This is a genomic window from Legionella maceachernii, from assembly GCF_900167045.1.
Taxonomy (GTDB): Bacteria; Pseudomonadota; Gammaproteobacteria; order Legionellales; family Legionellaceae; genus Tatlockia; species Tatlockia maceachernii.
The window spans coordinates 17,164-37,468 of the sequence record NZ_FUXJ01000025.1; the positions used below are offsets into that span (position 1 = coordinate 17,164).

The window sequence follows — 20,305 nt, forward strand, 5'->3', positions numbered from 1 at the left end:
TTAATGATCCTCAGCTATCTCGTTTTGATATTCATCCGCATTCAATAAATGATCTAATTCAGAGGGATCGTTCGCTTTAATTTTGACTAGCCAACCTGCACCATAAGGATCGCTGTTAACAAGAGCAGGATTTTCACTGACAAGTTGGTTAACAGCAACGACCACACCACTGATAGGTGCATAAACATCGGAAGCCGCTTTCACCGATTCAACGACACCAAACTCTTCCCCAGCAGCGACCTCATCGCCTTCTTCGGGTAATTCAACGAATACCATGTCTCCTAATAATTGCTGTGCATGCTCAGTAATGCCAATAGTCATTATCCCTTCAGAATTGCTTTCCAACCATTCATGTGTCCGGGTGAATTTTAAATCTGCCATTGCTCTGTCCTCTTTATAATTATAATCAGTACCTCTCATCAGGGAGGTTCTATAAAATCTGTCCGTGCTTGACAAACCTTGGTTTAACTACTTTAGCCGGAATAAGCTTCCCTCGAATATCCACCATCACTTGTTCGCCTGTTTTAGCAGGTACACGCGCTAAAGCAATTGACTTAGCTAAAGTGGGTGAATAGGTCCCACTGGTGATTATTCCATCTGCATGCCCTTCAACAATCACACGTTGCCCGTTGCGCATGACCCCTTTATCTTGCAAAATTAGGCCTACGAATTTACGTTTTACACCTTGCTGTTTTTGCGAAAGGAGAGCGCCCATGCCTATAAAATCTCTTTCTTCAGGCTGCCATTTCACAGTCCACTCCAATCCGGATTCCAAAGGAGTAGTCGATTCATCCATGTCTTGCCCATAGAGTAACATCCCTGCTTCCAAACGTAAGGTATCTCGCGCAGCTAACCCACAAGGTTTCACTCCAGCGCGCAAAAGGGAAGTCCATAAAGGAGTAATTTCTTCTTTGGGAACAATAATTTCTAACCCGTCTTCACCTGTGTATCCTGTTCGAGCAAAAAACCAATTGTCGACATCCACACATTCAAAGTTGGTCAGTGTTGATACTGCGTCATTTTGAGCCGGGGTAAGGACACTCATTGTTTTGGCTACCGCTTCAGGTCCTTGGACAGCCAGCATGGCAAGCTCATTGCGCTCCTGTAGCCCAACTGCAAACCCCTCACTTTTGCTCCGAATCCAAGCTAGGTCACGTGTGCGTGTCGCCGAATTCAAAACAACGCGATAATTGTCTGAAGCACGCTGGTAAGTAATTAAATCGTCAATGATTCCGCCATGCTCGTTGCACATGCAGCTGTAAAGCGCACGGCCTGTATGTTCGAGTAAATCAACATCATTCGTTAATAGCTTACGTAAAAATTGTCTGCCGCCTGCGCCAAGTATATCAACAATAGTCATATGCGAGACATCAAACATTCCGGCATGCTGGCGAACACTGTGATGCTCTTCTAACTGTGAGCCATAGTGCAGAGGCATTTCCCAGCCATGAAAATCTACCATTTTGGCACCCAATGCCAAGTGGTTAGCATGGAGTGGTGTTTTTGCGATCATTGCGACTCCCTTTTTTCGCGCGTTGGTGCAGATGATTATACCGAGAAGAAGCATTACGACAAGAGATAAAACATATCTTTTACTTCGGTTAGTTCTCTCTAAAATGGCTTACGCATAAAATAAGCAGGTGACAGAGACATGCAAGGTCTTTTTGAACCAGCGGCCTTCCAGATCATTTTGAATTACTGTAGTCTTTATGCTTCACGTGGAGGAAGAGCGCAAAACTTTTCTTCTTAAAGACCAGATCGTATTTAAAGGGATGAAATCATGCATAATGTAAAAGCTGGGGATTTTTGTTGGAATGAGTTAGCTACCTCGAATGTTCAAGCTGCCAAAGATTTTTATGGCAAATTACTGGGCTGGAAATTCACCGAGGAAAACACTAGCGGTGACATGACCTACACAATGATTACTAATAGTAACCATACGTTTGGGGGTATATGGCAAATTCCTACCGAACAAAAAGATCAAATTCCCCCTCATTGGATGGGATATATTTTAGTGGACGATATTGAACAAACGCTCGAAAAAGCAAAAAGTCTGGGCGCTACGGTAAAAATGCCGGTCACCGAAGTAGGTGAAATGGGTCGTTTTATTGTGATTATGGATCCAACGGGCGCTCACATTGCATTCTGGGAATCCAAAAAGAAGTGATTAATCCATTTTAATAGGCTATTGAACATTGAATGGATATTGACCCATTCTCCAAGTTAGGAGAATTTGATCAATGTGCCCTAAATCCTGGTCTGACTATTTGAAGGTCTATACTTATAGTAGGTCAAATAGTCAGGAAAGGAGACTCCTATGAATATTCATGTCAAAGGCCATACGCTCCTCGGCGCATTACTCTTTGGCCTGTGTTTATTCGTTTCTGTTCCTAGTGAAGCTCATTGGGGATGGGGCCCAGGCTGGGGATATGGAGGTTGGTATCGGGGGGGTGGAATTTATATAGGACCAGCCTATGTAAGACCAGTGTACTATCGAACTTACTACTATCGTCCTTACTACCGTCCTTATTACTATCGTACTTACTATTATCGTCCTTGCTGTTGGTAAAGGCATTGACACATTAGTAAATGTTCCTGCGGAGAATCTCCGCGGAACGTAGGAAAGAGTTATGACTTAACTGAATAGCCATGAAGTTAAGGGCGTAACTTATTAACTTTAAAAAAGGATAGCGAGTGCTAAGTCGGTTATTATCTTGGCAAAGTTTGCTCGATCTGGTGTGGCTCTTATTCCTCGTATTCATGCTGAGATACTTTTGGCGCGACAGAAGAGCACTTGCTCAAACACGTTCTTGGTTAATCACTAAAGGACGTATTACTTCATTTGAATGGACACGAGAAGGTCCCCGACTATGGCCAAGAATAAAATACCATTATCAGGTGTTTGATCAAGATTTTGAGGGTGAATACCTATTTCTTGATACAGCGCATAACACTCCTAATAGTAAGTATGCTCGCAAAGTGGCTTATAAGGCAGCAATGGCTTACGAAAGAAACGCTGAAATTGATGTATTTTATAACCCAAATAATCCTGAGCAAGCGGTACTTGATATTGCGATGCCCAAAAAATTAAACCTCATCATCTTATTATTAATAATGTTAATTATTTTGCATTTAGTGGTGGTGACTGTGCGTCTGTTGTAGTTGAATTGCTATTCTCATTGGGCTGACACTGGCAAGGGGGCTCGCTTACTTTAGATTGCAAGCTGGTGATAGCAAAACCACGTACGCCTTGACCAGCAGGTGCTTGGATGAAACGAATAGTGACGTCCAAGGTTTGTTTCTGCTGGTATTGCGGATTCTTATAGACAACAAGTAAAGGCATCTTCGCTTCCCATTGATTGGATCCGACCGTGGTAATGGTAGGTGGGAGAGTGGCCACAGCACTGACATAATAAGAATTCGCTTGTATCGTTTCAGGGAGTTTAGAAGCGGCAACTGCTGTGCTATAAGCTGTCCATCCCTCTGCGGTGAAATACTTGGCAATTTCTTTCTGGCGCGGTAAAAAATTTTTATAGTCATAAGTATAAGTCGCAACAATGGCTTCGTTGGCCCAAACCGCAAGCTGAACATTATCCGGAGGAAGGGCAGCCTTAGCTGATAGGGAAAAAACAAATAGGGCGAAAACAGCCCAGACGTTGATTTTGCGCATTGATATATCCTCAAGATGATGACAGCAAAATATATTTCTAATTGTAGTTTGTTTCAATAGGCTTCGATCAATAGTGAAATCACTGCCAGGGTAACCACATCTCACCGAAGATTTCTAAGGCTCAAAAATTAGAGGCAGTTATCCTTAAATCATTGGCTGGATTGGCGACACATCAGCAGATTTATGTTATTTTATGCGGTCTTGGATTTTGCAAATCTAAAATCAGGCACGTTCAAATATTCCATCGGCGTAACCAATTAAATAGGGGGCATCGTGCGCAACAGCCGTTTTTACTTTGCCAACCGGGAAAACGTGAGTCGTTTCATTAATCGTTGGGATATTTTATTACTTATTCTCGTTTTTTCTGTGCTGTTTTTTCTTGGTTGGGCGGGAAAACAGATGGCAAGCCCTTATCAATTAGGAGAGCCATTACCTATTTCCTTAGATCCAGTCAAGCTGCCTTTTTATGCTTCTCGAACTGTTCTACGCATGTTTATTGCTTTAGCGTTATCGGTATTCTTTACTTTTATAGTAGGAGCATTGGCTGCAAAAAATCGACGCGCCGAACAGATTATTATCCCGGCGATTGATATTCTCCAATCAGTGCCTGTATTAAGTTTTTTATCCATTACTGTCACTGGTTTTATTCATTTATTTCCTGGAAGCTTATTAGGGCCTGAGTGTGCTTCGATTTTTGCTATTTTTACTGCACAAGTATGGAATATCACGTTTGGTTTTTATCAATCGTTAAAGACTCTGCCGCACGATTTAAAAGAAGCTGCAGCCATGTTCCAATTGTCGGCTTGGCAACGATTTTGGAAGGTTGAAGTTCCTTTTTCAATGTCTAGCTTATTGTGGAACCTGATGATGTCCATGTCAGCCAGCTGGTTTTTTGTGGTGTTATCCGAATCCATTGCGGTGGCCCATCAGGATATTCGCTTACCTGGAGTGGGTTCTTATATCGCTTTGGCGATCGAACAGCGTGATTTACATGCGGTGGGTTATGCGATTTTGACCATGGTCATTGTTATTTTTCTTTATGATCAAATCTTGTTTAGACCTCTTATTGCTTGGTCAGAAAAATTTAAATTGGAACTCTCACCTGAAGAAGAAGAGTACCAATCTTGGTTAATTGATTTAATTCGTGGCAGCCGATTAATGAAGGGTTTTGCCAATATAATGAGGGTTGTTAAAGATAATTTAGTCAATACGAATTGGCTATCGCGCAGGAAAATAAAAGTGGTTAGGGAAATTGATATCCGTCGGCAAAAGCATCTTGATTGGATGTGGAATACCCTAGTCCTGATCGCTATTTTTTGCGGTGGTTGGTTAATGATGAATTTTATTTTAACTGAACTGAAATTAAGTGAAGTGTTGCATGTGTTTCTCCTTGGAGCAGCAACGGGCACGCGAGTTATCGTATTAATTCTTTTCAGTTCGTTAATTTGGATTCCTGTAGGAGTTTGGATTGGTTTAAGACCACGATTGGCACAAAAAATTCAGCCGATTATCCAATTTGTGGCCGCTTTTCCAGCTAATCTGTTCTATCCTTTGTTTGTCATAGCCATCGTACAGTTTCATCTTAGTGTGGAAATTTGGGTCACTCCACTGATGATTTTAGGAACACAATGGTATATTTTATTTAATGTAATTGCTGGAGCCTCAACCATCCCGCGCGATCTGTATTTGGCGGCTGATAATTTTGGTGTCAAGGGATGGCAATGGTGGAAACGCTTGGCTTTGCCTGGGATTTTTCCTTTTTACATTACCGGCGCGATCACTGCCGCAGGAGGCGCATGGAACGCCAGTATCGTGGCAGAATGGGTAAGCTGGGGTAACACCACGTTGGAAGCGACAGGGTTAGGTGAATACATTCATGCAAGTACCATAGCAGGGGATTTTCCAAAAATAGCATTAGGTACAGCAATGATGTGCACTTATGTGCTGGCATTTAATCATTTAATTTGGCGCCCGCTTTATCGATTAGCCGAAGAACGCTTCAATTTTAACTGAGGATGCTATGTCAGAAACCATTATTGCAATTGAAAATTGCCACAAATCCTTTAAAAAAGCATCCACGCAAGAGCTGTTAGTCCTCGAAGATGTGAATTTTAAACTGCATGAAGGGGAGATTGTGGCTTTACTTGGCAAATCCGGATCAGGGAAATCAACTCTTTTACGCATCATTGCGGGATTAGTCCCTCCTTCTTCGGGTACAGTCACATACCGTGGTAAACCTGTGACTGGGCCAGTTCCGGGTATAGCCATGGTATTTCAATCGTTTGCGCTGATGCCTTGGTTAACCGTGCTTGAGAATGTGGAGCTAGGCCTAGAGGCGCAAGGGGTAAATCGAGAAGAAAGGCGTCATCGTGCTATTGAAGCGATTGATACTATAGGCCTTGATGGCTTTGAATCTGCGTTTCCCAAAGAACTCTCAGGTGGAATGCGTCAACGCGTTGGTTTTGCTCGTGCTTTGGTGATTAATCCTGATGTGTTGTTAATGGATGAACCTTTCTCTGCACTGGATGTGCTAACGGCCGAAAACTTAAAATCCGATTTGCTTAAACTTTGGCAGGAAAAGAAAACCAATACGAATGGCATATTACTAGTGACTCATAACATCGAAGAAGCAGCGACATTAGCTGATCGCATTATTATTTTTGGCAGCGATCCCGGCTACATTCGTGCGGAATTACAAGTCAGTTTAGATCAGCCTCGCGATGCGGAAACCGAAGAGTTTAGGGATCTAGTCGATAAAATCTATACGTTAATGACCACTGGACCTAAAGAAAAAGCACGAGGAGCGCAACGTGAGCGACAAATTGGTTTAGGTTATCGCTTACCTGATGTAGAACCTTCGGAATTGTCGGGTTTAATTGAGACTATGAAATCATTTAAAGATCAGATCGATTTGCCCGAGTTAGCCGATGAATTAATGATGAATATCGATGATTTATTCCCCATATTGGAAACCTTAGAAATTCTAGGCTTTGCCAAAGTATCCGATGGTGATATTCAGTTAAGTGAATTGGGCAAACAATTTTCTGAAGCCGATTTACAAGCGCGCAAGCAATTGTTTGCGAAACGCCTCTTAGAAAAAGTGCCTCTAGCACGTTATATACGCCGTGTGTTAGACGAAAAAATTGGTCATCGTGTTTCAGAGGAGCGGTTTTTATCTAAACTTGAGGACTACCTCAGTGAGAAAGAAGCGGAACGCGTTTTACGAACCATGATTGATTGGGGGCGTTATGCTGAAATTTTCGCTTATGATTTCAACACCGGTATCTTAAGCCTTGAAAACCCAGGCATTCCTGATGGGGCGATCGTGAGCTAATTCTCTTAGGTATTCAAGAAATTGACAAACTCGTGGATTTTATCGCCCAATCTGATCGCTTGGTAGAATAGCCCCCCTACTTCCTTGCTTGTGTTCACCGGCCTGCCCCGAGAGTTCTGTGTCACATAAAATTCCTAGGTACCGCGCTAATGCGCGGTATCCAGTTTAGTGTGACGCTGCAGCATTAGCGCGTTCTTCTAAAATCGCAACAGCGGGTAAAGTTTTGCCCTCCAGAAATTCAAGAAAAGCTCCGCCGCCTGTGGATATATAAGAGATTTGTTGAGTGAGATCATACTGATCTACGGCTGCCAGGGTATCGCCTCCACCCGCAATAGAAAAGGCCTCACTGTCAGCAATGGCTATGGCTAACGCTCTCGTGCCGTAGGCAAATTGTGGGAATTCAAAGACACCGACCGGACCATTCCAAATAATCGTATTTGCTTTGTCGATGATATCGACATAGCGACCTACTGTTTCTGGTCCTATATCCATGATCATGTCATCGCTGGCAATATTGGCTAAGCTTTTGTTGAAAGCCGGACAACTGTCTGAGAATGTTTTCCCAACAACGACATCAGAAGGAAGGGGGATTTGACAACCACTTTTTTTAGCCGACTCCAAGATCTCTCGAGCCGCATCCAACAAATCGTCTTCACAAAGCGATACACCAATCTCAAAACCCTGGGCTTTAAGAAAAGTATTGGCAATACCGCCACCAGGAATTAAGTAATCAACCCGGCTAATTAATTGAGTAAGCAAGGTCAATTTAGAGGATACTTTTGCTCCGCCAACAATAGCGACGATGGGCTTCGCTGGTTCTTTAAGCACATGTTGTAAGGCTTCTAATTCCCGTATCAGTAGTGGGCCTGCAGCAGCGATAGGGGCATATTTGGCCACACCATGCGTTGAGGCTTGAGCTCGGTGCGCAGTGCCAAACGCATCCATGACAAAAATATCGCATAAATTCGCAAGTTTTTTTGCTAAAACATCATCGTCAGCTTTCTCTCCCGGGTTAAATCGCACATTTTCACAAACGACTAATTCACCGGGGTTAACATCAATACCCTCTAAGTAGTGGGTTACAAACCGAACTGGGTACTCAAGATGGGTTGCTAAATAATCTGCGATGGGTTTCAGAGAAAAGCGTTTTTCAAATTTACCTTCTTCCGGTCTTCCTAAATGAGATAACACCATCACGGCTGCTCCCTCATCCAAGGCCGTTTTAATGGTTGGCAACGCAGCTTGTAAACGTTGATCGCTGGTAATAATCCCGTCTTTTATAGGGACATTTAAATCTTCGCGAATCAATACTCGTTTATCACGAAGACTAAGCTCGCTCATTTTAATCAGATTCATCATGCCATCCTTAACGATTCATCATGCAATTTGCAGTATCCAGCATACGATTCGAGAACCCCCACTCATTGTCATACCAGGCAACGACTTTAACTAGATTACCCAACACTTTAGTTTGAGCTGTATCAAAAACAGCTGAAGCCGGGTAATGATTAAAATCACAAGAGACTAGCGGTTCTTCATTGATGTGCAAAATTTCACTTTTTGCTTGACGCATGATGTCATTGACCTCTGCAGCAGTGGTTTCACGTTGAGCAGTAAAGGTTAAGTCGATTACAGAGACATTCAAAGTAGGGACCCGCATAGCAAAACCATCAAGCTTGCCTGCCAATTCAGGTAGGACTAAACCAACTGCTTGAGCAGCGCCTGTTTTAGTGGGAATAATCGATTGGGTTGCTGAGCGTGCACGGCGAAGATCGCTGTGACTCGCATCTAACAGCATTTGATCCTTCGTGTAAGCATGCACAGTATTTAATAAACCATAAGAAATTCCTAACGCCTCATGAAGTGGTTTTACCACTGGAGCTAAGCAGTTGGTCGTACAAGACGCATTAGACACGATAATGTCCGTTGCTTGCAAAGTATGGTGATTAACACCATAAACAATCGTCGCGTCCGCCTCTTTACCTGGTGCTGAAATGAGTACTTTTTTAGCACCCGCATGGATATGTTTCAGGGCTCCTTCGCGGTTCGTGAAACGCCCTGTGCATTCAAATACGATATCCACATCCAAGCTACTCCAAGGCAGAAGGGTTGGATCACGTTCGGAAATAACGCGAATGGAATGCCCGTCGACAACCAGATTATTGCCGTCAATATGGACTTCACTACCAAAGCGACCATGCGTTGAATCATAACGTGTTAAATGCGCTGTCGTTTCTATGCCAGACACATCATTGATAGCCACTACATTAAATTGATTTTGGCGCTTATATTCAAAAATGGATCGTAAAATGCAACGGCCAATACGACCATAACCGTTTATTGCGACTCGTATCGTCATATACTTCTCCGAATTCAGGGGACTCTTATGAGTCAGTTTTTAAAAGGCATTCATACGAATGAATACTTACTTTAATTCAAGATGCGCTCGAGCGTCATGACTATATTTTCTACACTAATACCTAAATAATTATAAACCTGCGCAGCTGGTGCAGAGACTCCGAAGCGATCAAGTCCAATCACTGCGCCGTCTAAGCCAACAAAGCGATACCAATAAGCGGTAGCTGCAGCCTCAACAGCTAAGCGCTTGCGTACGGCTTTAGGTAGGACATGTTCTTGATAAGCGCTGTCCTGAGCAAGAAAACGTTCACAACACGGCATGGACACCACTCGGATCTTTTTTCCTGAAGCTTGCAACTTAGCTGCCGCATCTAAAACTAAATGCACCTCAGAACCCGTCGCTAAGAGGATAGCATCGGGTTCTCCTTGGCAATCGCTCAAGATATAGCCCCCTTTTCTAACCTGCTCTGCGGTATCAGCACTATTGTCTAGTGCGGGTAAATTTTGCCTTGATAATAATAAGGAAGAAGGTCCTGTATGATGTTCAAGCGCTTGTTGCCATGCAACGGCCGTTTCGAATAAGTCGGCTGGCCGCCACACTTGCATGTTAGGTGTCATGCGTAGCATTGCCGCATGTTCGATGGGTTGATGAGTGGGGCCATCTTCGCCTAAACCAATGGAGTCATGTGTAAAGACATAAATGACCCTCTTCTTCATGAGAGCACTCAGGCGTATTGCATTTCTAGCATAATCGGCGAAAACTAAGAAGGTTCCTCCGTAGGGAATAAATCCGCCATGCAGCGCTAAACCATTCATGATTGCTGCCATGCCAAATTCACGCACACCGTAGTATAGGTAGTTGCCTGAAAATCCGTCGGCTTTAATGGCCTGCGAACCGGACCAATCGGTGTTGTTCGAGCCAGTCAAATCAGCTGAACCGCCTAGCATTTCTGGCAAAAGTTTGGCGAATTGCTCGATACAAAGCTGGGAACTTTTTCGAGTCGCTAAGGCTTTATCGTTACGCCGACATTGCTCAATGAAATCACTGGCATAAGCGTTCCAGTTATCGGGTAGATCGCCGTTAATACGGCGTAAAAATTCATGATAATCGCTTCGATATCGCTGTTGATAGTCGTGGCAGCGGTTAAGCCAGCGATTTTCATCCTGTTGGCCTTGTTCCACATGGTTCCATTCCGCATAAATTGCTTCAGGTATGACAAAAGCTTCATAGGGCCAATCAAACGTTTCGCGAACTTTAACCACCCCTTCAGCACCTAATGGCGCACCATGGGCTTTTTCACTGCCTGCAACGGGAGAGCCAAAACCAATGACTGTTTTGCAGATGATGAGGCTGGGTTTGGAGGTTTCTTGACGCGCTTGCAAGATGGCCTCTTCGATGGCTTGCTGATTGTGTCCATCAATAGGCCCAATGACTTGCCAATGGTATGCTTTAAAACGTAAGGCAGTGTCATCGGTAAACCAAGACTCTACTTTGCCATCGATTGAAATCCCATTATCGTCATAAAAGACAATGAGTTTTCCAAGGCCTAGTGTACCGGCTAAAGAGCTTACCTCATGCGAAATTCCTTCCATGAGACAGCCATCACCGGCGAAAACATAAGTGTAGTGATTAACTAACTCTAAGTCAGAGCGATTGAATTGTGTTGCTAACAACTTTTCTGCGATAGCCATACCGACCGCATTAGCCAACCCTTGCCCCAGAGGGCCTGTTGTGGTTTCAACGCCCGGTGTATCGCCATATTCTGGATGACCCGGTGTTTTTGAGTGGAGTTGACGAAAATGTTTTAACTCATTAAGGCTTAAATTATAACCTGTCAAATGCAACAACGAGTAAAGAAGCATTGATCCATGGCCATTTGATAGAACAAAGCGATCACGGTCAAACCAGTTAGGATTCTTCGGACTATGCTTTAAAAATTTTTTCCAAAGGACGGTCGCAATATCTGCCATACCTAACGGCATACCTGGATGTCCGGATTGTGCAAGCTCTACGGCGTCAACACTTAAAAAGCGAATAGCGTTGGCTAAATCATTGGAAAGGCTCATGGGTTCTCTTCTGCTGTCATAAGGGGCACTATTGTCGCTCAGAAGCCTCTAATCAGCAAGTTGGGTTTTCAATAATTGTAGCAATAATGAGCAAATAAAAAGGCATATAAAAAAAATCTATTTTAATTATCCTGTAAAATTTACTTCTTGTCCATTTTTTGGGATGATCGGACCAGCTTCAACATAACTTGGGGTTGTATGACAGCACTTTTGCAACGATTGAAGAATCTTACAAGTGATACACCCATCACCCAACAACAAGAGACAGGTAATCGCTGGGTATTTCGTGATGAGTTGGAAAAAAAGGGCGTTGACTTTTTTCAACCACTTGTTCGAATTCATCCCCTACTCGAGTTTGAATACGACATTCATCGCGGGCACCTGTTTCATAGTTTTGCGAGCAAAGCAAAGGAATCGCAAAAGCGGAAACTGACTCTAGATGAACGGGCCGTGCTTGTAGAGCAGCTCAAAGCGGCTTTGGCAATGGCCGAGCTGCTGGCACATCTCTATTATTACTACTTGAATGTGCATTGCCAAAAATTAGGCTCTTTACAAGACGAGCAAAAATACTATCGCCAGGTGCTCTCGATGATGGGGCATCCCATTCCTGCTCCAACCAATCTCGAAAATGAGCCAACTAATTCCCTTTCAAAACTCATCAAAGACCCCCAAAGCAAATATAATTGGCGTCGTCTGTTTACTATTCGCATAAGGCGTGTTTTTATCACGCTACTGCCATTTCTGCAAAATTCACAAGCCTTTCCTAACATCATCAATGGAGTAGATCGATTTCTTGGTCCGACCTTGAACTATGTGGCCTGGGTATTTTATGTTCCAAGGCTAACCGTTAATTTGATTTTATTGTTTAAACATCTTTTCCCTAATCAATGGACGGGAATGGCAGAGAAGGAGGAAGAGTTAGGTTGGCTTGTACGCTTGGAAAGTCAGTTACAGCGCCGTGGGTTGGAGTTAGGTAACGATATGGCCTGGTTTATTGGCGGAATCTTAGGTTGTTTCTTGTTCATTGGTGGTTTAGCACCAATAGGCTGGTATGTCACCGTCTCCATCTTTTTTTTCGATGTCATTCTGGCAAGTATCCGTGCAGTTGTTGAGTTGAGCCGAATGCAAAAACTACGCGAAGAGTATAGGGGTATTGCCGAAAATAAACGTAGTAGTGGTGCAAGTCCAGAAGAGCTTAAAGAGATAGAGGAATACCAAAAGCATTTAGAAGAACGTTTCAGTTGCAAACGACAGCAAGTGATATGGGGTATAATAAGTACGAGTACTTTGTTTTTAGGGATGTGCTGCGCTTTACCCATCTTTGCCGTTAACCCGGTCATTCCTCTTGTGGGAGCTATTCTAGTGTTGACCGTCACATTAGCAGGTTTTCTCGCTGAGCGATGGTTTAAGAGCCAGGAAGCAAAAATGAAAGAACCAGAATCTTTTTTCAAAAATCGTAATGTGATGTTTCCGCCGCTAAATCCAACGGAAAGCCGACTGATAGCGCCATCATCGCATAACTCTAATGATGGCTTTATTGATGATGAATGTTCGTATAGTGTTCAATAGGCGTTGACTCATTTAAAAAGTAACCGAAGGCACCAATAGTTATTCGTCATAGAGCAACTTCGAATTCAATGCTATTCTTAGGGTTTGTTGGCAACTGGTTGTACCGCAGTGATTTATCTTAATTTCGCTTTGCAAAACCAATTGTCACCAGCCCTAAATCATTTTGGAATTTTGCGAGGTTCTATGTCAGCAGTTAGCCTACCCCAGTTCACTTCGTTTAATATAGAACATTTTGTTGAACATTTGGATAAGCTCCTACAACATAATTTGGAACAAATTGAAATCATTCTAAAGGAAAATACTCAGTTTACTTGGCATAATCTGATGCATCCTTTAGAGGAAATGGATGATGCGCTTGAGCGTTTTTGGGCGCCTTTATCCCATTTGCATGCGGTGGTTAACTCAAAAAAGCTACGCGATTGTTATCAGGCATGCTTACCCAAATTATCCGCCTATGAAGCTGCTATAGGACATAATCATGAGCTCTATAGTGCAATTAAATCGTTAGACACTAGTACCTTAGATAAAGCTCAAACGAAGATAGTGGAAGACTGTCTGCGTGATTTTGAATTATCAGGCGTTGCTTTGCCCAAAGAAAAGAAACAACGCTTTGAGGAAATGCAAACGCGCCTGTCGCAGTTAGCCAATCAATTTGAGAATAATGTGCTGGATGCTTCTCAAGCATTTAGTTTACACATCACGGATGAAAAGCGCCTAGCCGGGTTACCCGAGCATGCGATCAATACTGCCCATGAGCTAGCTGCGGAAAAAGAGCTAACCGGTTGGATGCTAAATTTAGAATTTCCTTGCTATCTTGCTGTGGTGACTTACGCAGAAGAGAGGGCTTTACGGGAAGAAATTTATTACGCTTTTGCGACTCGCGCATCCGATCAAGGTCCAAGCGCAGGTAACTTTGATAATACTACCTTGATTGATGAAATGTTGGCTTTGCGACAAGAAAAAGCAGCCTTATTGGGGTTTGCCAATTATGCCGAATTATCATTGGCCACAAAAATGGCAGACTCAACAAAGCAAGTTCTCGAATTTTTGCATGATTTATCAACGCGAAGCCATCATCAGGCAAAAACCGAATTCAAATCCCTACAAGAATTCGCAAAAGAAGAATATGGCATCGAGGAGATTGCCCCATGGGATTTGGCTTTTCTTTCTGAGAAAAAAAGCCAGAAGGAGTACGCGATATCCCAAGAAGAACTCCGCCCTTATTTTTCGCTTAACCAAGTCATGGAAGGTTTTTTTACTATAGTGAATAAACTCTATGGTATGAATATGGAGGAAATTACCGGGGTTGATACTTGGCATCCTGATGTAAAATGCTACCGTGTTCTCGATGAGGACATGCAGTTAAGAGGATATATCTACGCCGATTTATTTGCGCGCCAACACAAGCGCGGCGGTGCTTGGATGGACTCTTTACAAAGTCGTCGCAAGTTAGCTAATGGCGACGTACAACTCCCGATTGCAACATTGACGTGTAATTTTGCGAAACCTTCAGCAAAAAAAGCGGCTGCTTTATCCCATGATGAAGTGTTAACGTTATTCCACGAGTTTGGTCACTGTTTACATCATGTTTTGACGCAAGTTGACTACTTAAATGCTTCAGGAATAAATGGCGTGGAATGGGATGCAGTAGAGCTTCCAAGCCAATTTTTTGAAAATTGGTGTTGGGAACACAGTGCCATTCAATTACTAACCCAGCATGTGGATAGCCGTGAAAAGTTACCCGATGAATTATTCAGCAAATTGCTTGCAGCTAAAAATTTTCAGTCAGCGATGGCCATGATGCGCCAATTGGAATTTGCTTTATTTGATTTTCGTATTCACCAAGAATTTAAGTCGGGAGGCTCAGGCCTTGTGGCGAAAATTCTCAATGAAGTGAGAAAGGAAACCACTGTCGTTCCTGTAGCCGCTTACAATCGTTTCCAACATAGTTTTACGCATATTTTTTCAGGTGGCTATGCAGCAGGTTATTACAGCTATAAATGGGCAGAAGTACTTTCCAGCGATGCTTTTTCCCGTTTTGAGGAAGAGGGAATTTTTAATTCCAGCACAGGGCGGGATTTTTTACATTCCATTCTTGAAGTAGGCGGGTCAAAAAAAGCGGCGGAGGCTTATTTGCAATTCAGAGGACGACCTGCAACAGTGGATGCCTTATTAAGGCATAATGGTATCGAATAATTCATGCAGTGACCGCAAGCCTTCTTTATCGGTTGGGCCTTAGCCCAACCGTTTGTTTCTGGAATAAAAACTTGCCCATTTTCACAGAATTTTAAGAGTGCTTTGTCGGGTTAAAAGTCAGGGATAATAAATTTGGATTGGTCTTTTTTTTCTATTTATCACAGCAAAATCCGTCAATTGATGACGCTTCACGGACGTTTTGCTTATAATTTCCCAAACCACATAATGTCGAGCAATTTCTGCATCAGCAATAAGCGATCGATGGCATCGCCACGGTAATGCTTCGGCACACATCAGTGCAACTCGCCGCTCATTTTTTATGAGATGATTTAATTCCTTTAGGCCCTCAAAAATTCAGGTGTTTGCATATAATCAGCAAACCCACGGAAACTGGCATTGCGCCAGCCCTTATTCATAGAGTCTTTAGAAACTCGCCGTAAGCCTCCTAATTTCGCCATGTGCGTATAAGCAATTTTTTCTTTATGCAAAGAAGCCTTGAGCGAATTTTCGTTAAACCAAGGAACATGACGAGATTTTGGTATGGACCGAACATCGACAATATGGGTAATTTGGTGAGTGTGTAGTAAATCAAAAAACTCTTCAAGAGTATGGGTAGAATGTCCAATCGTATAAAGGGTAGGCATAAATAACTTCCTTCCTGAGTTATGCAGCTCGTGATTATGGGTAAAGATTGGTTACGTTAATAAACGTCCTATTATTAACTTATAATATAATTTGGATAGATTGGTCGATTTTTGCAATACAAAAAATTACTTAGGGACTCAGTCCACCAACTTCAAATTTACTTATGTGAGAGTTGCATCTGTGCCCACGCCCAACATGAAATTTTGTTCAGTATAAAGATGTGTTATAATTAAAGTGTACAAAGGGGGCGACCTGGCTTCGACGTGGGTTGCGAAACCTGAGGTGCATGCCGAGAATGAGATCTCTCGTAAATAAGACTCACTAAATATAAATGCAAACGATGAAAACTTTGCTGGTGGAGAAGGCTCTATCGCTGCGTAAGCATTGATAGAAAATTTTCCCCAATCGTGCGCTGCCAAAAAACCAGCGCCCCGTTGACCGAGCTCGCTTATCGGTATCGAATCAACGGTCATAAAAGATAAGCTCGCAACTTGGTTAGTCCCGCATCAAGTTGTTAAATCCAGGGAATCGCCGTAAACCATCCTGCCTGTCGGAGGGGTTACGGTTAATACAATAGACAAGGCTAAGCATGTAGAACTGATGGCAGAGGATTTGCGGACGCGGGTTCAATCCCCGCCGCCTCCACCAAATTCAAATCTAAGAACATCCAATAACATCTTATAACCCTTGATATTAAAGGGTTTATACTTTAATCTGGGTCTTTCCCATTTCCGGGGGCATCTTTAAGTAATCTATGTATCTGCCCCACAAGATAAAAGGGAATGGATATAAAAGTATAGTTTACGGATTTCCCTAAATTATCTTTTACATCTACATTAGTTTTACTTGGATAATCAGAATTAATTCGCATGGCGAGAGGTAATTTTTTTAATCCCATGAAAACATGTAGTGACTTTAGGCTTCCTGTGGCACCAGCTTTTACTTCAATAGGTATAATTTTATTACCATGTTGGATTACATAATCAATTTCAGCACTTGAACCAGCCTCTTCTCTATGCCAATAATACAAAACTGGTTCAATATAGGGTGGTTCAATTGTTCTTAGCAATTGGCCAACTACCTGTTCAGCGATGCCGCCATTATTAATCAAAAGAATTTCATTTGTTGAATTAATTTGGTTTAAACTCAGTCCTAGTGCTGTACTACATAAGCCTATATCAAGGAAAATTTCTTTAAAAAATTTTTCTTTAATTTCAGATGCGAGGGGAACACCATTTGCTGAGCTACTTTGTACTCGGTGGCTAATTCGGGCTTTTTCTAACAGATCTAATACATGCTTTATTGTCGATGCTTGAATCGTTTTATTAACTCTACTAAATACAAATTTTTGTCCAAGCATTTTTGGAATAGAATTAAGTACTTCGTCTAATCTTTCTGTCGCTAAACGACCTTTATATTTTGAAAAGTCATCGCGATAGGTGGCCAATAAGTCATTTTGTATTTGACTAACTCTATTCAGAGAGCGTTCAGCAGCCCAATTAGAGACTACAGCGGGCATACCGCCGATAATCAGATATTCTTTAAATAAAGTAGTTAATTGCTCGTGAATCGCAGAGGGGAGCTCGACACTTAGGTCATATTGATTTAAATAGTCATAAAGTGATTCTTTGTCATTTGCTAATAAAAATTCATCAAATGACAATGGTTCCAAATGCATATAGCTAACTCGCCCAACCGGCATACTAAATGAGTGCTCCGCTAGAATAAATTCTAATAGAGAGCCAGCGGAGATTACTGCTAGTTGGGGTAAATCTTCTGCAAACCAACGGAGTTTGCTAAGCAGTTGAGGTGCTGCCTGTATTTCATCTAGGAATAATAAGCACTTTGGGGGATCTATTTTCTGATTTAATACCGTACTTAAATTTAATAAAATTTGATTTACATCATTAGAAGCAAAAAGACTGGCATAGGAAGGTCGCTTCTCGAAGTTGAGTTCAATTAATTGCATTCCTGTCTTTTCAGCTAAGTGCCTTACTAGCCATGTTTTACCAACTTGTCTTGCCCCACGAATGACTAATGGTTTCCGGTCAGGTGAAACCAGCCAGTTATCCATATAATTTAATAGAGTTCGTTTCATTTAATATACTTATCATTAGTAATATACTAAATTATAAGCAATAATATATTTAAGTCAACAAAACAGATTGTTGTTTTGATTATTAATCCAATAAAACAGCGCCATGTTTTAATTAATAGCCATGGAAAACAGAGGGTTGTTATTTGAATTTTTAAAGAATTGATGGCGAGTAACACCACATGATATTTACTTTAATCTCCATTAAAATACTAATACTTACCTATTACTGGAGATTAAAGTAAATGACGGTAGAACAATTTTTTTATGACCACTAAACCAACCATAAATTGGGTTATCAAGCAACACCAAAGGTTAATTAAAAAATATAGCGGTTGTAAGGAAACAAATTCAATTCCCGTATACGGAATCAAACTGAACAAAAACGCAATTGTTAACAAAAAACTACCCAATATCTGCCCAAAAAAGTTGAGCTAAAAATAAAACGCAGTAATATCAATAGATTAAAAAAATTGTCGCGGGTTCAATTCCCGCCTCCTCCACCAATTAAGTCCTTGATTTATATATAATAAATCTGGGTCTTTCCCATTTAAGCGGGCACTACTTTGAGTCCTTGCAAAACCTATTGAAACAGATATAATTATATCAAAACGGATATAAAATAATAAATGAAACCGCTACGATTTTTAGGTGATTCGTTAACTCGTTTGCGAGAGTTTGATACTGATACAAAACAAGATGCGGGTTACCAGCTTGATAAAGTACAACATGGCGAACAGCCCGATGATTTTAAACCCATGCCTTCAATTGGCAAGGGAGTTGAAGAAATTAGAATATGGGATGAATCAGGAACGTATCGTGTAATTTATACAGCAAGACTAGCGGATGCAGTATATGTTTTACATGCATTCCAAAAGAAAACTCAAGCCACAGCAAAACGTGATATTGATCTTGCAAAAGCACGTTTTGCTGAATTGATGAGGAGCAAATAGAGATGAGTAAAGCAGAAAACTTCGATAATGTTTGGGATGCAATTGCTGATACAGCCGGTGAATCAGCTAATCTGCAAGCAAAAGCCGAATTGATGCGACAAATTGTAGCGATTGTTAAAAAGAATGGTTGGAAACAAGTTGAAGCGGCTCAACATTGCGGAATTACACAACCGCGTTTGAATGATATGTTACGAGGCCGTATTTCCCGATTTTCATTAGATGCTTTGGTAAATATTGCAGCAGCTATTGGACAACGTGTTCATATTGAATTAGAAGCAGCATAGCGGCACCAAAACGGCACCATTTGCAGAGAACTAAAGACTGTAAAAGACAACTGAGCATATTTTAGAAAAGAGAGGATAACCCAGAACTGACGTGGTATTTCATGGTCTTTGATTGTATTTCACAAAAAGTACAAAAACCTATAGTAGCGGGGTCAATTCCCGCCGCCTCCACCAATCTTATAACCCTTGATATTAAAGCCGCGTAGCCTTGATGGAGACGCAGTCGTAATCAAGGTTTATCCATTTCCGGGGTCCTTCCCATTTAAGCTGTCTCTTGATCACATCTCCATCAACTCGGTAGGTATTCTAAGCCCTTCTACTCGTTCCTGTAAGCGGAACTATTCTTTCCATATAGGAGACCAAGCTGCTTTTCCAGTCCTTTTAGAGTCAGTCCAACCACCTAACTTGGCTATTGCTTTATAAGCCTAAGCAACGGTAGGTATTTTTTCAGGTAATGATGTTCTTTCAACACTATTCCATAAGACTTTCCATTCAGCATCAGAGAGCAATTCATCACAATAAGTACTGCTATCATTGATGTCTAGAGTAGTTGGGTATTCCAAATACTCTTTTAATTGGAGTAATCGAATGGCTACAAAGGAGAGAATGACCATCATTTTCTCTAAATTTTCAATCGATTGCATGCGCTGCTCTTCAGCACCAACCCCAGATTTCCATGCATTGTGAAATCCTCAATGCGCCATCTCATTTCATAATATCGCGTTATTTTGCGGGTGCACTCTAATGTTGTGGTAGCTTCTGTTGTTAATAGAATCCATTCAAGACAATCGCTTTCAGATGCTTTTTTTCTTTAGCGATTACTACATTTAAAGTGATTGGTTTTAATACACGTCCTTTGGCTCTTCGCTCAGAAGGCGAGAAAGTAACGGCTGTTGTTTTTAACTCAAGGGTCGCTTGGCGTTTCTTTCTATTTGCTTTTTGAGCCACTTCAATAGTGTAAGTACACAAGGTTACTGCTGACGATAAAACCTGAAATAAATAACCGTTGCTTCCTCTAGTTTTTGATTATGACTCGCTCGAACAATAAAACGTTGAGCATGGTCTAACTTATACTGAATGTATTCAAAAATATCGGCTTCTCTATCACAAACAGAAATCACGTCAGACATTTTA

Annotated in this window: 17 protein-coding genes, 1 other RNA gene and 2 pseudogenes; 10 read left to right on the forward strand and 10 right to left on the reverse strand. The window is 41.8% G+C overall.

What is annotated here, in order from left to right:
- Positions 1-381: a glycine cleavage system protein GcvH gene (gcvH, locus tag B5D33_RS15325; RefSeq protein ID WP_058453834.1), complete on the reverse strand. Its 381-nt coding sequence runs from the start codon at positions 379-381 to the stop codon at positions 1-3.
- 49 nt (positions 382-430) lie between these two features.
- Positions 431-1,513 (reverse strand): glycine cleavage system aminomethyltransferase GcvT, encoded by a 1,083-nt coding sequence (gene gcvT / locus B5D33_RS15330; protein WP_058453786.1) that lies wholly within the window; start codon positions 1,511-1,513, stop codon positions 431-433.
- 267 nt (positions 1,514-1,780) lie between these two features.
- On the opposite strand from gcvT, the gene B5D33_RS15335 reads away from it, so the two are divergent.
- The 3 genes from B5D33_RS15335 to B5D33_RS15345 all read left to right on the forward strand — a co-directional run bounded on the left by B5D33_RS15335 (position 1,781) and on the right by B5D33_RS15345 (position 3,162).
- Positions 1,781-2,167: a VOC family protein gene (locus tag B5D33_RS15335; RefSeq protein ID WP_058453785.1), complete on the forward strand. Its 387-nt coding sequence runs from the start codon at positions 1,781-1,783 to the stop codon at positions 2,165-2,167.
- A gap of 150 nt (positions 2,168-2,317) precedes the next feature.
- Positions 2,318-2,569, forward strand: coding sequence for a hypothetical protein (locus tag B5D33_RS15340; protein WP_078767504.1), 252 nt, complete (start codon positions 2,318-2,320; stop codon positions 2,567-2,569).
- Positions 2,570-2,760: 191 nt separating this feature from the next.
- Positions 2,761-3,162: a DUF3592 domain-containing protein gene (locus B5D33_RS15345; RefSeq protein WP_078767506.1), complete on the forward strand. Its 402-nt coding sequence runs from the start codon at positions 2,761-2,763 to the stop codon at positions 3,160-3,162.
- On the opposite strand, the gene B5D33_RS15350 is transcribed toward B5D33_RS15345, so the two are convergent.
- Positions 3,122-3,670 (reverse strand): DotI/IcmL family type IV secretion protein, encoded by a 549-nt coding sequence (locus tag B5D33_RS15350; protein WP_058453783.1) that lies wholly within the window; start codon positions 3,668-3,670, stop codon positions 3,122-3,124. The genes B5D33_RS15345 and B5D33_RS15350 overlap by 41 nt on opposite strands.
- Positions 3,671-3,943: 273 nt before the next feature.
- Between B5D33_RS15350 and B5D33_RS15355 the strand changes: the two genes are divergently transcribed.
- Both B5D33_RS15355 and B5D33_RS15360 read left to right on the forward strand, forming a co-directional pair.
- A complete protein-coding gene (locus tag B5D33_RS15355; protein WP_078767505.1) occupies positions 3,944-5,683 on the forward strand; it encodes an ABC transporter permease in 1,740 nt (579 codons plus the stop codon).
- 7 nt (positions 5,684-5,690) lie between these two features.
- Positions 5,691-7,004: an ABC transporter ATP-binding protein gene (locus B5D33_RS15360; protein ID WP_058453781.1), complete on the forward strand. Its 1,314-nt coding sequence runs from the start codon at positions 5,691-5,693 to the stop codon at positions 7,002-7,004.
- A gap of 165 nt (positions 7,005-7,169) precedes the next feature.
- On the opposite strand, the gene B5D33_RS15365 is transcribed toward B5D33_RS15360, so the two are convergent.
- From B5D33_RS15365 to tkt, 3 genes are all read right to left on the reverse strand, one after another.
- The gene (locus B5D33_RS15365; RefSeq protein WP_058453780.1) at positions 7,170-8,360 is read right to left on the reverse strand and encodes a phosphoglycerate kinase; all 1,191 of its coding nucleotides are present in this window, start codon (positions 8,358-8,360) and stop codon (positions 7,170-7,172) included.
- 10 nt (positions 8,361-8,370) lie between these two features.
- Positions 8,371-9,363: a type I glyceraldehyde-3-phosphate dehydrogenase gene (gene gap / locus B5D33_RS15370; protein ID WP_058453779.1), complete on the reverse strand. Its 993-nt coding sequence runs from the start codon at positions 9,361-9,363 to the stop codon at positions 8,371-8,373.
- Between the two features lie 71 nt (positions 9,364-9,434).
- The gene (tkt, locus tag B5D33_RS15375) at positions 9,435-11,429 is read right to left on the reverse strand and encodes a transketolase (protein WP_058453778.1); all 1,995 of its coding nucleotides are present in this window, start codon (positions 11,427-11,429) and stop codon (positions 9,435-9,437) included.
- A gap of 198 nt (positions 11,430-11,627) precedes the next feature.
- Between tkt and B5D33_RS15380 the strand changes: the two genes are divergently transcribed.
- Positions 11,628-12,998, forward strand: coding sequence for an MFS transporter (locus B5D33_RS15380; protein WP_058453777.1), 1,371 nt, complete (start codon positions 11,628-11,630; stop codon positions 12,996-12,998).
- Positions 12,999-13,181: 183 nt separating this feature from the next.
- Positions 13,182-15,194: a M3 family metallopeptidase gene (locus tag B5D33_RS15385; RefSeq protein ID WP_058453833.1), complete on the forward strand. Its 2,013-nt coding sequence runs from the start codon at positions 13,182-13,184 to the stop codon at positions 15,192-15,194.
- 117 nt (positions 15,195-15,311) lie between these two features.
- On the opposite strand, the gene B5D33_RS16910 is transcribed toward B5D33_RS15385, so the two are convergent.
- Together B5D33_RS16910 and B5D33_RS16915 are read right to left on the reverse strand one after the other, a co-directional pair.
- Positions 15,312-15,488: a DUF488 domain-containing protein gene (locus tag B5D33_RS16910; protein ID WP_234802531.1), complete on the reverse strand. Its 177-nt coding sequence runs from the start codon at positions 15,486-15,488 to the stop codon at positions 15,312-15,314.
- Positions 15,489-15,494: 6 nt separating this feature from the next.
- Positions 15,495-15,838 (reverse strand): annotated as a pseudogene (locus tag B5D33_RS16915) (DUF488 domain-containing protein); the annotation flags it as partial.
- A 244-nt stretch (positions 15,839-16,082) separates the two neighbouring features.
- Here B5D33_RS16915 and ssrA point away from each other — a divergent pair.
- Positions 16,083-16,487: a transfer-messenger RNA gene (gene ssrA, locus B5D33_RS15395) on the forward strand.
- 61 nt (positions 16,488-16,548) lie between these two features.
- Here ssrA and B5D33_RS15400 read toward each other — a convergent pair.
- Entirely contained in the window at positions 16,549-17,937 is a 1,389-nt protein-coding gene (locus B5D33_RS15400; RefSeq protein ID WP_058453775.1) for an ATP-binding protein, read from the reverse strand.
- Between the two features lie 626 nt (positions 17,938-18,563).
- Between B5D33_RS15400 and B5D33_RS15405 the strand changes: the two genes are divergently transcribed.
- Together B5D33_RS15405 and B5D33_RS15410 are read left to right on the forward strand one after the other, a co-directional pair.
- Positions 18,564-18,887: a type II toxin-antitoxin system RelE/ParE family toxin gene (locus B5D33_RS15405; RefSeq protein WP_058453774.1), complete on the forward strand. Its 324-nt coding sequence runs from the start codon at positions 18,564-18,566 to the stop codon at positions 18,885-18,887.
- 2 nt (positions 18,888-18,889) lie between these two features.
- Positions 18,890-19,171, forward strand: a complete 282-nt coding sequence (locus B5D33_RS15410; RefSeq protein WP_058453773.1) for a helix-turn-helix domain-containing protein — start codon at positions 18,890-18,892, stop codon at positions 19,169-19,171.
- Between the two features lie 338 nt (positions 19,172-19,509).
- On the opposite strand, the pseudogene B5D33_RS15415 reads toward B5D33_RS15410, so the two are convergent.
- Positions 19,510-20,305: pseudogene (locus B5D33_RS15415) on the reverse strand (IS4 family transposase); the annotation flags it as partial.

What these genes read in the sequence shown, in the direction of transcription:
- gcvH (WP_058453834.1), bottom strand. Translation starts at nt 381, where the DNA reads ATGGCAGATTTAAAATTCACCCGGACACATGAATGGTTGGAAAGCAAT.
- gcvT (WP_058453786.1), bottom strand. Translation starts at nt 1,513, where the DNA reads ATGATCGCAAAAACACCACTCCATGCTAACCACTTGGCATTGGGTGCC.
- B5D33_RS15335 (WP_058453785.1), top strand. Translation starts at nt 1,781, where the DNA reads ATGCATAATGTAAAAGCTGGGGATTTTTGTTGGAATGAGTTAGCTACC.
- B5D33_RS15340 (WP_078767504.1), top strand. Translation starts at nt 2,318, where the DNA reads ATGAATATTCATGTCAAAGGCCATACGCTCCTCGGCGCATTACTCTTT.
- B5D33_RS15345 (WP_078767506.1), top strand. Translation starts at nt 2,761, where the DNA reads ATGCTGAGATACTTTTGGCGCGACAGAAGAGCACTTGCTCAAACACGT.
- B5D33_RS15350 (WP_058453783.1), bottom strand. Translation starts at nt 3,670, where the DNA reads ATGCGCAAAATCAACGTCTGGGCTGTTTTCGCCCTATTTGTTTTTTCC.
- B5D33_RS15360 (WP_058453781.1), top strand. Translation starts at nt 5,691, where the DNA reads ATGTCAGAAACCATTATTGCAATTGAAAATTGCCACAAATCCTTTAAA.
- B5D33_RS15365 (WP_058453780.1), bottom strand. Translation starts at nt 8,360, where the DNA reads ATGAATCTGATTAAAATGAGCGAGCTTAGTCTTCGTGATAAACGAGTA.
- gap (WP_058453779.1), bottom strand. Translation starts at nt 9,363, where the DNA reads ATGACGATACGAGTCGCAATAAACGGTTATGGTCGTATTGGCCGTTGC.
- tkt (WP_058453778.1), bottom strand. Translation starts at nt 11,429, where the DNA reads ATGAGCCTTTCCAATGATTTAGCCAACGCTATTCGCTTTTTAAGTGTT.
- B5D33_RS15380 (WP_058453777.1), top strand. Translation starts at nt 11,628, where the DNA reads ATGACAGCACTTTTGCAACGATTGAAGAATCTTACAAGTGATACACCC.
- B5D33_RS15385 (WP_058453833.1), top strand. Translation starts at nt 13,182, where the DNA reads ATGTCAGCAGTTAGCCTACCCCAGTTCACTTCGTTTAATATAGAACAT.
- B5D33_RS16910 (WP_234802531.1), bottom strand. Translation starts at nt 15,488, where the DNA reads ATGTGTGCCGAAGCATTACCGTGGCGATGCCATCGATCGCTTATTGCT.
- B5D33_RS15400 (WP_058453775.1), bottom strand. Translation starts at nt 17,937, where the DNA reads ATGAAACGAACTCTATTAAATTATATGGATAACTGGCTGGTTTCACCT.
- B5D33_RS15405 (WP_058453774.1), top strand. Translation starts at nt 18,564, where the DNA reads ATGAAACCGCTACGATTTTTAGGTGATTCGTTAACTCGTTTGCGAGAG.
- B5D33_RS15410 (WP_058453773.1), top strand. Translation starts at nt 18,890, where the DNA reads ATGAGTAAAGCAGAAAACTTCGATAATGTTTGGGATGCAATTGCTGAT.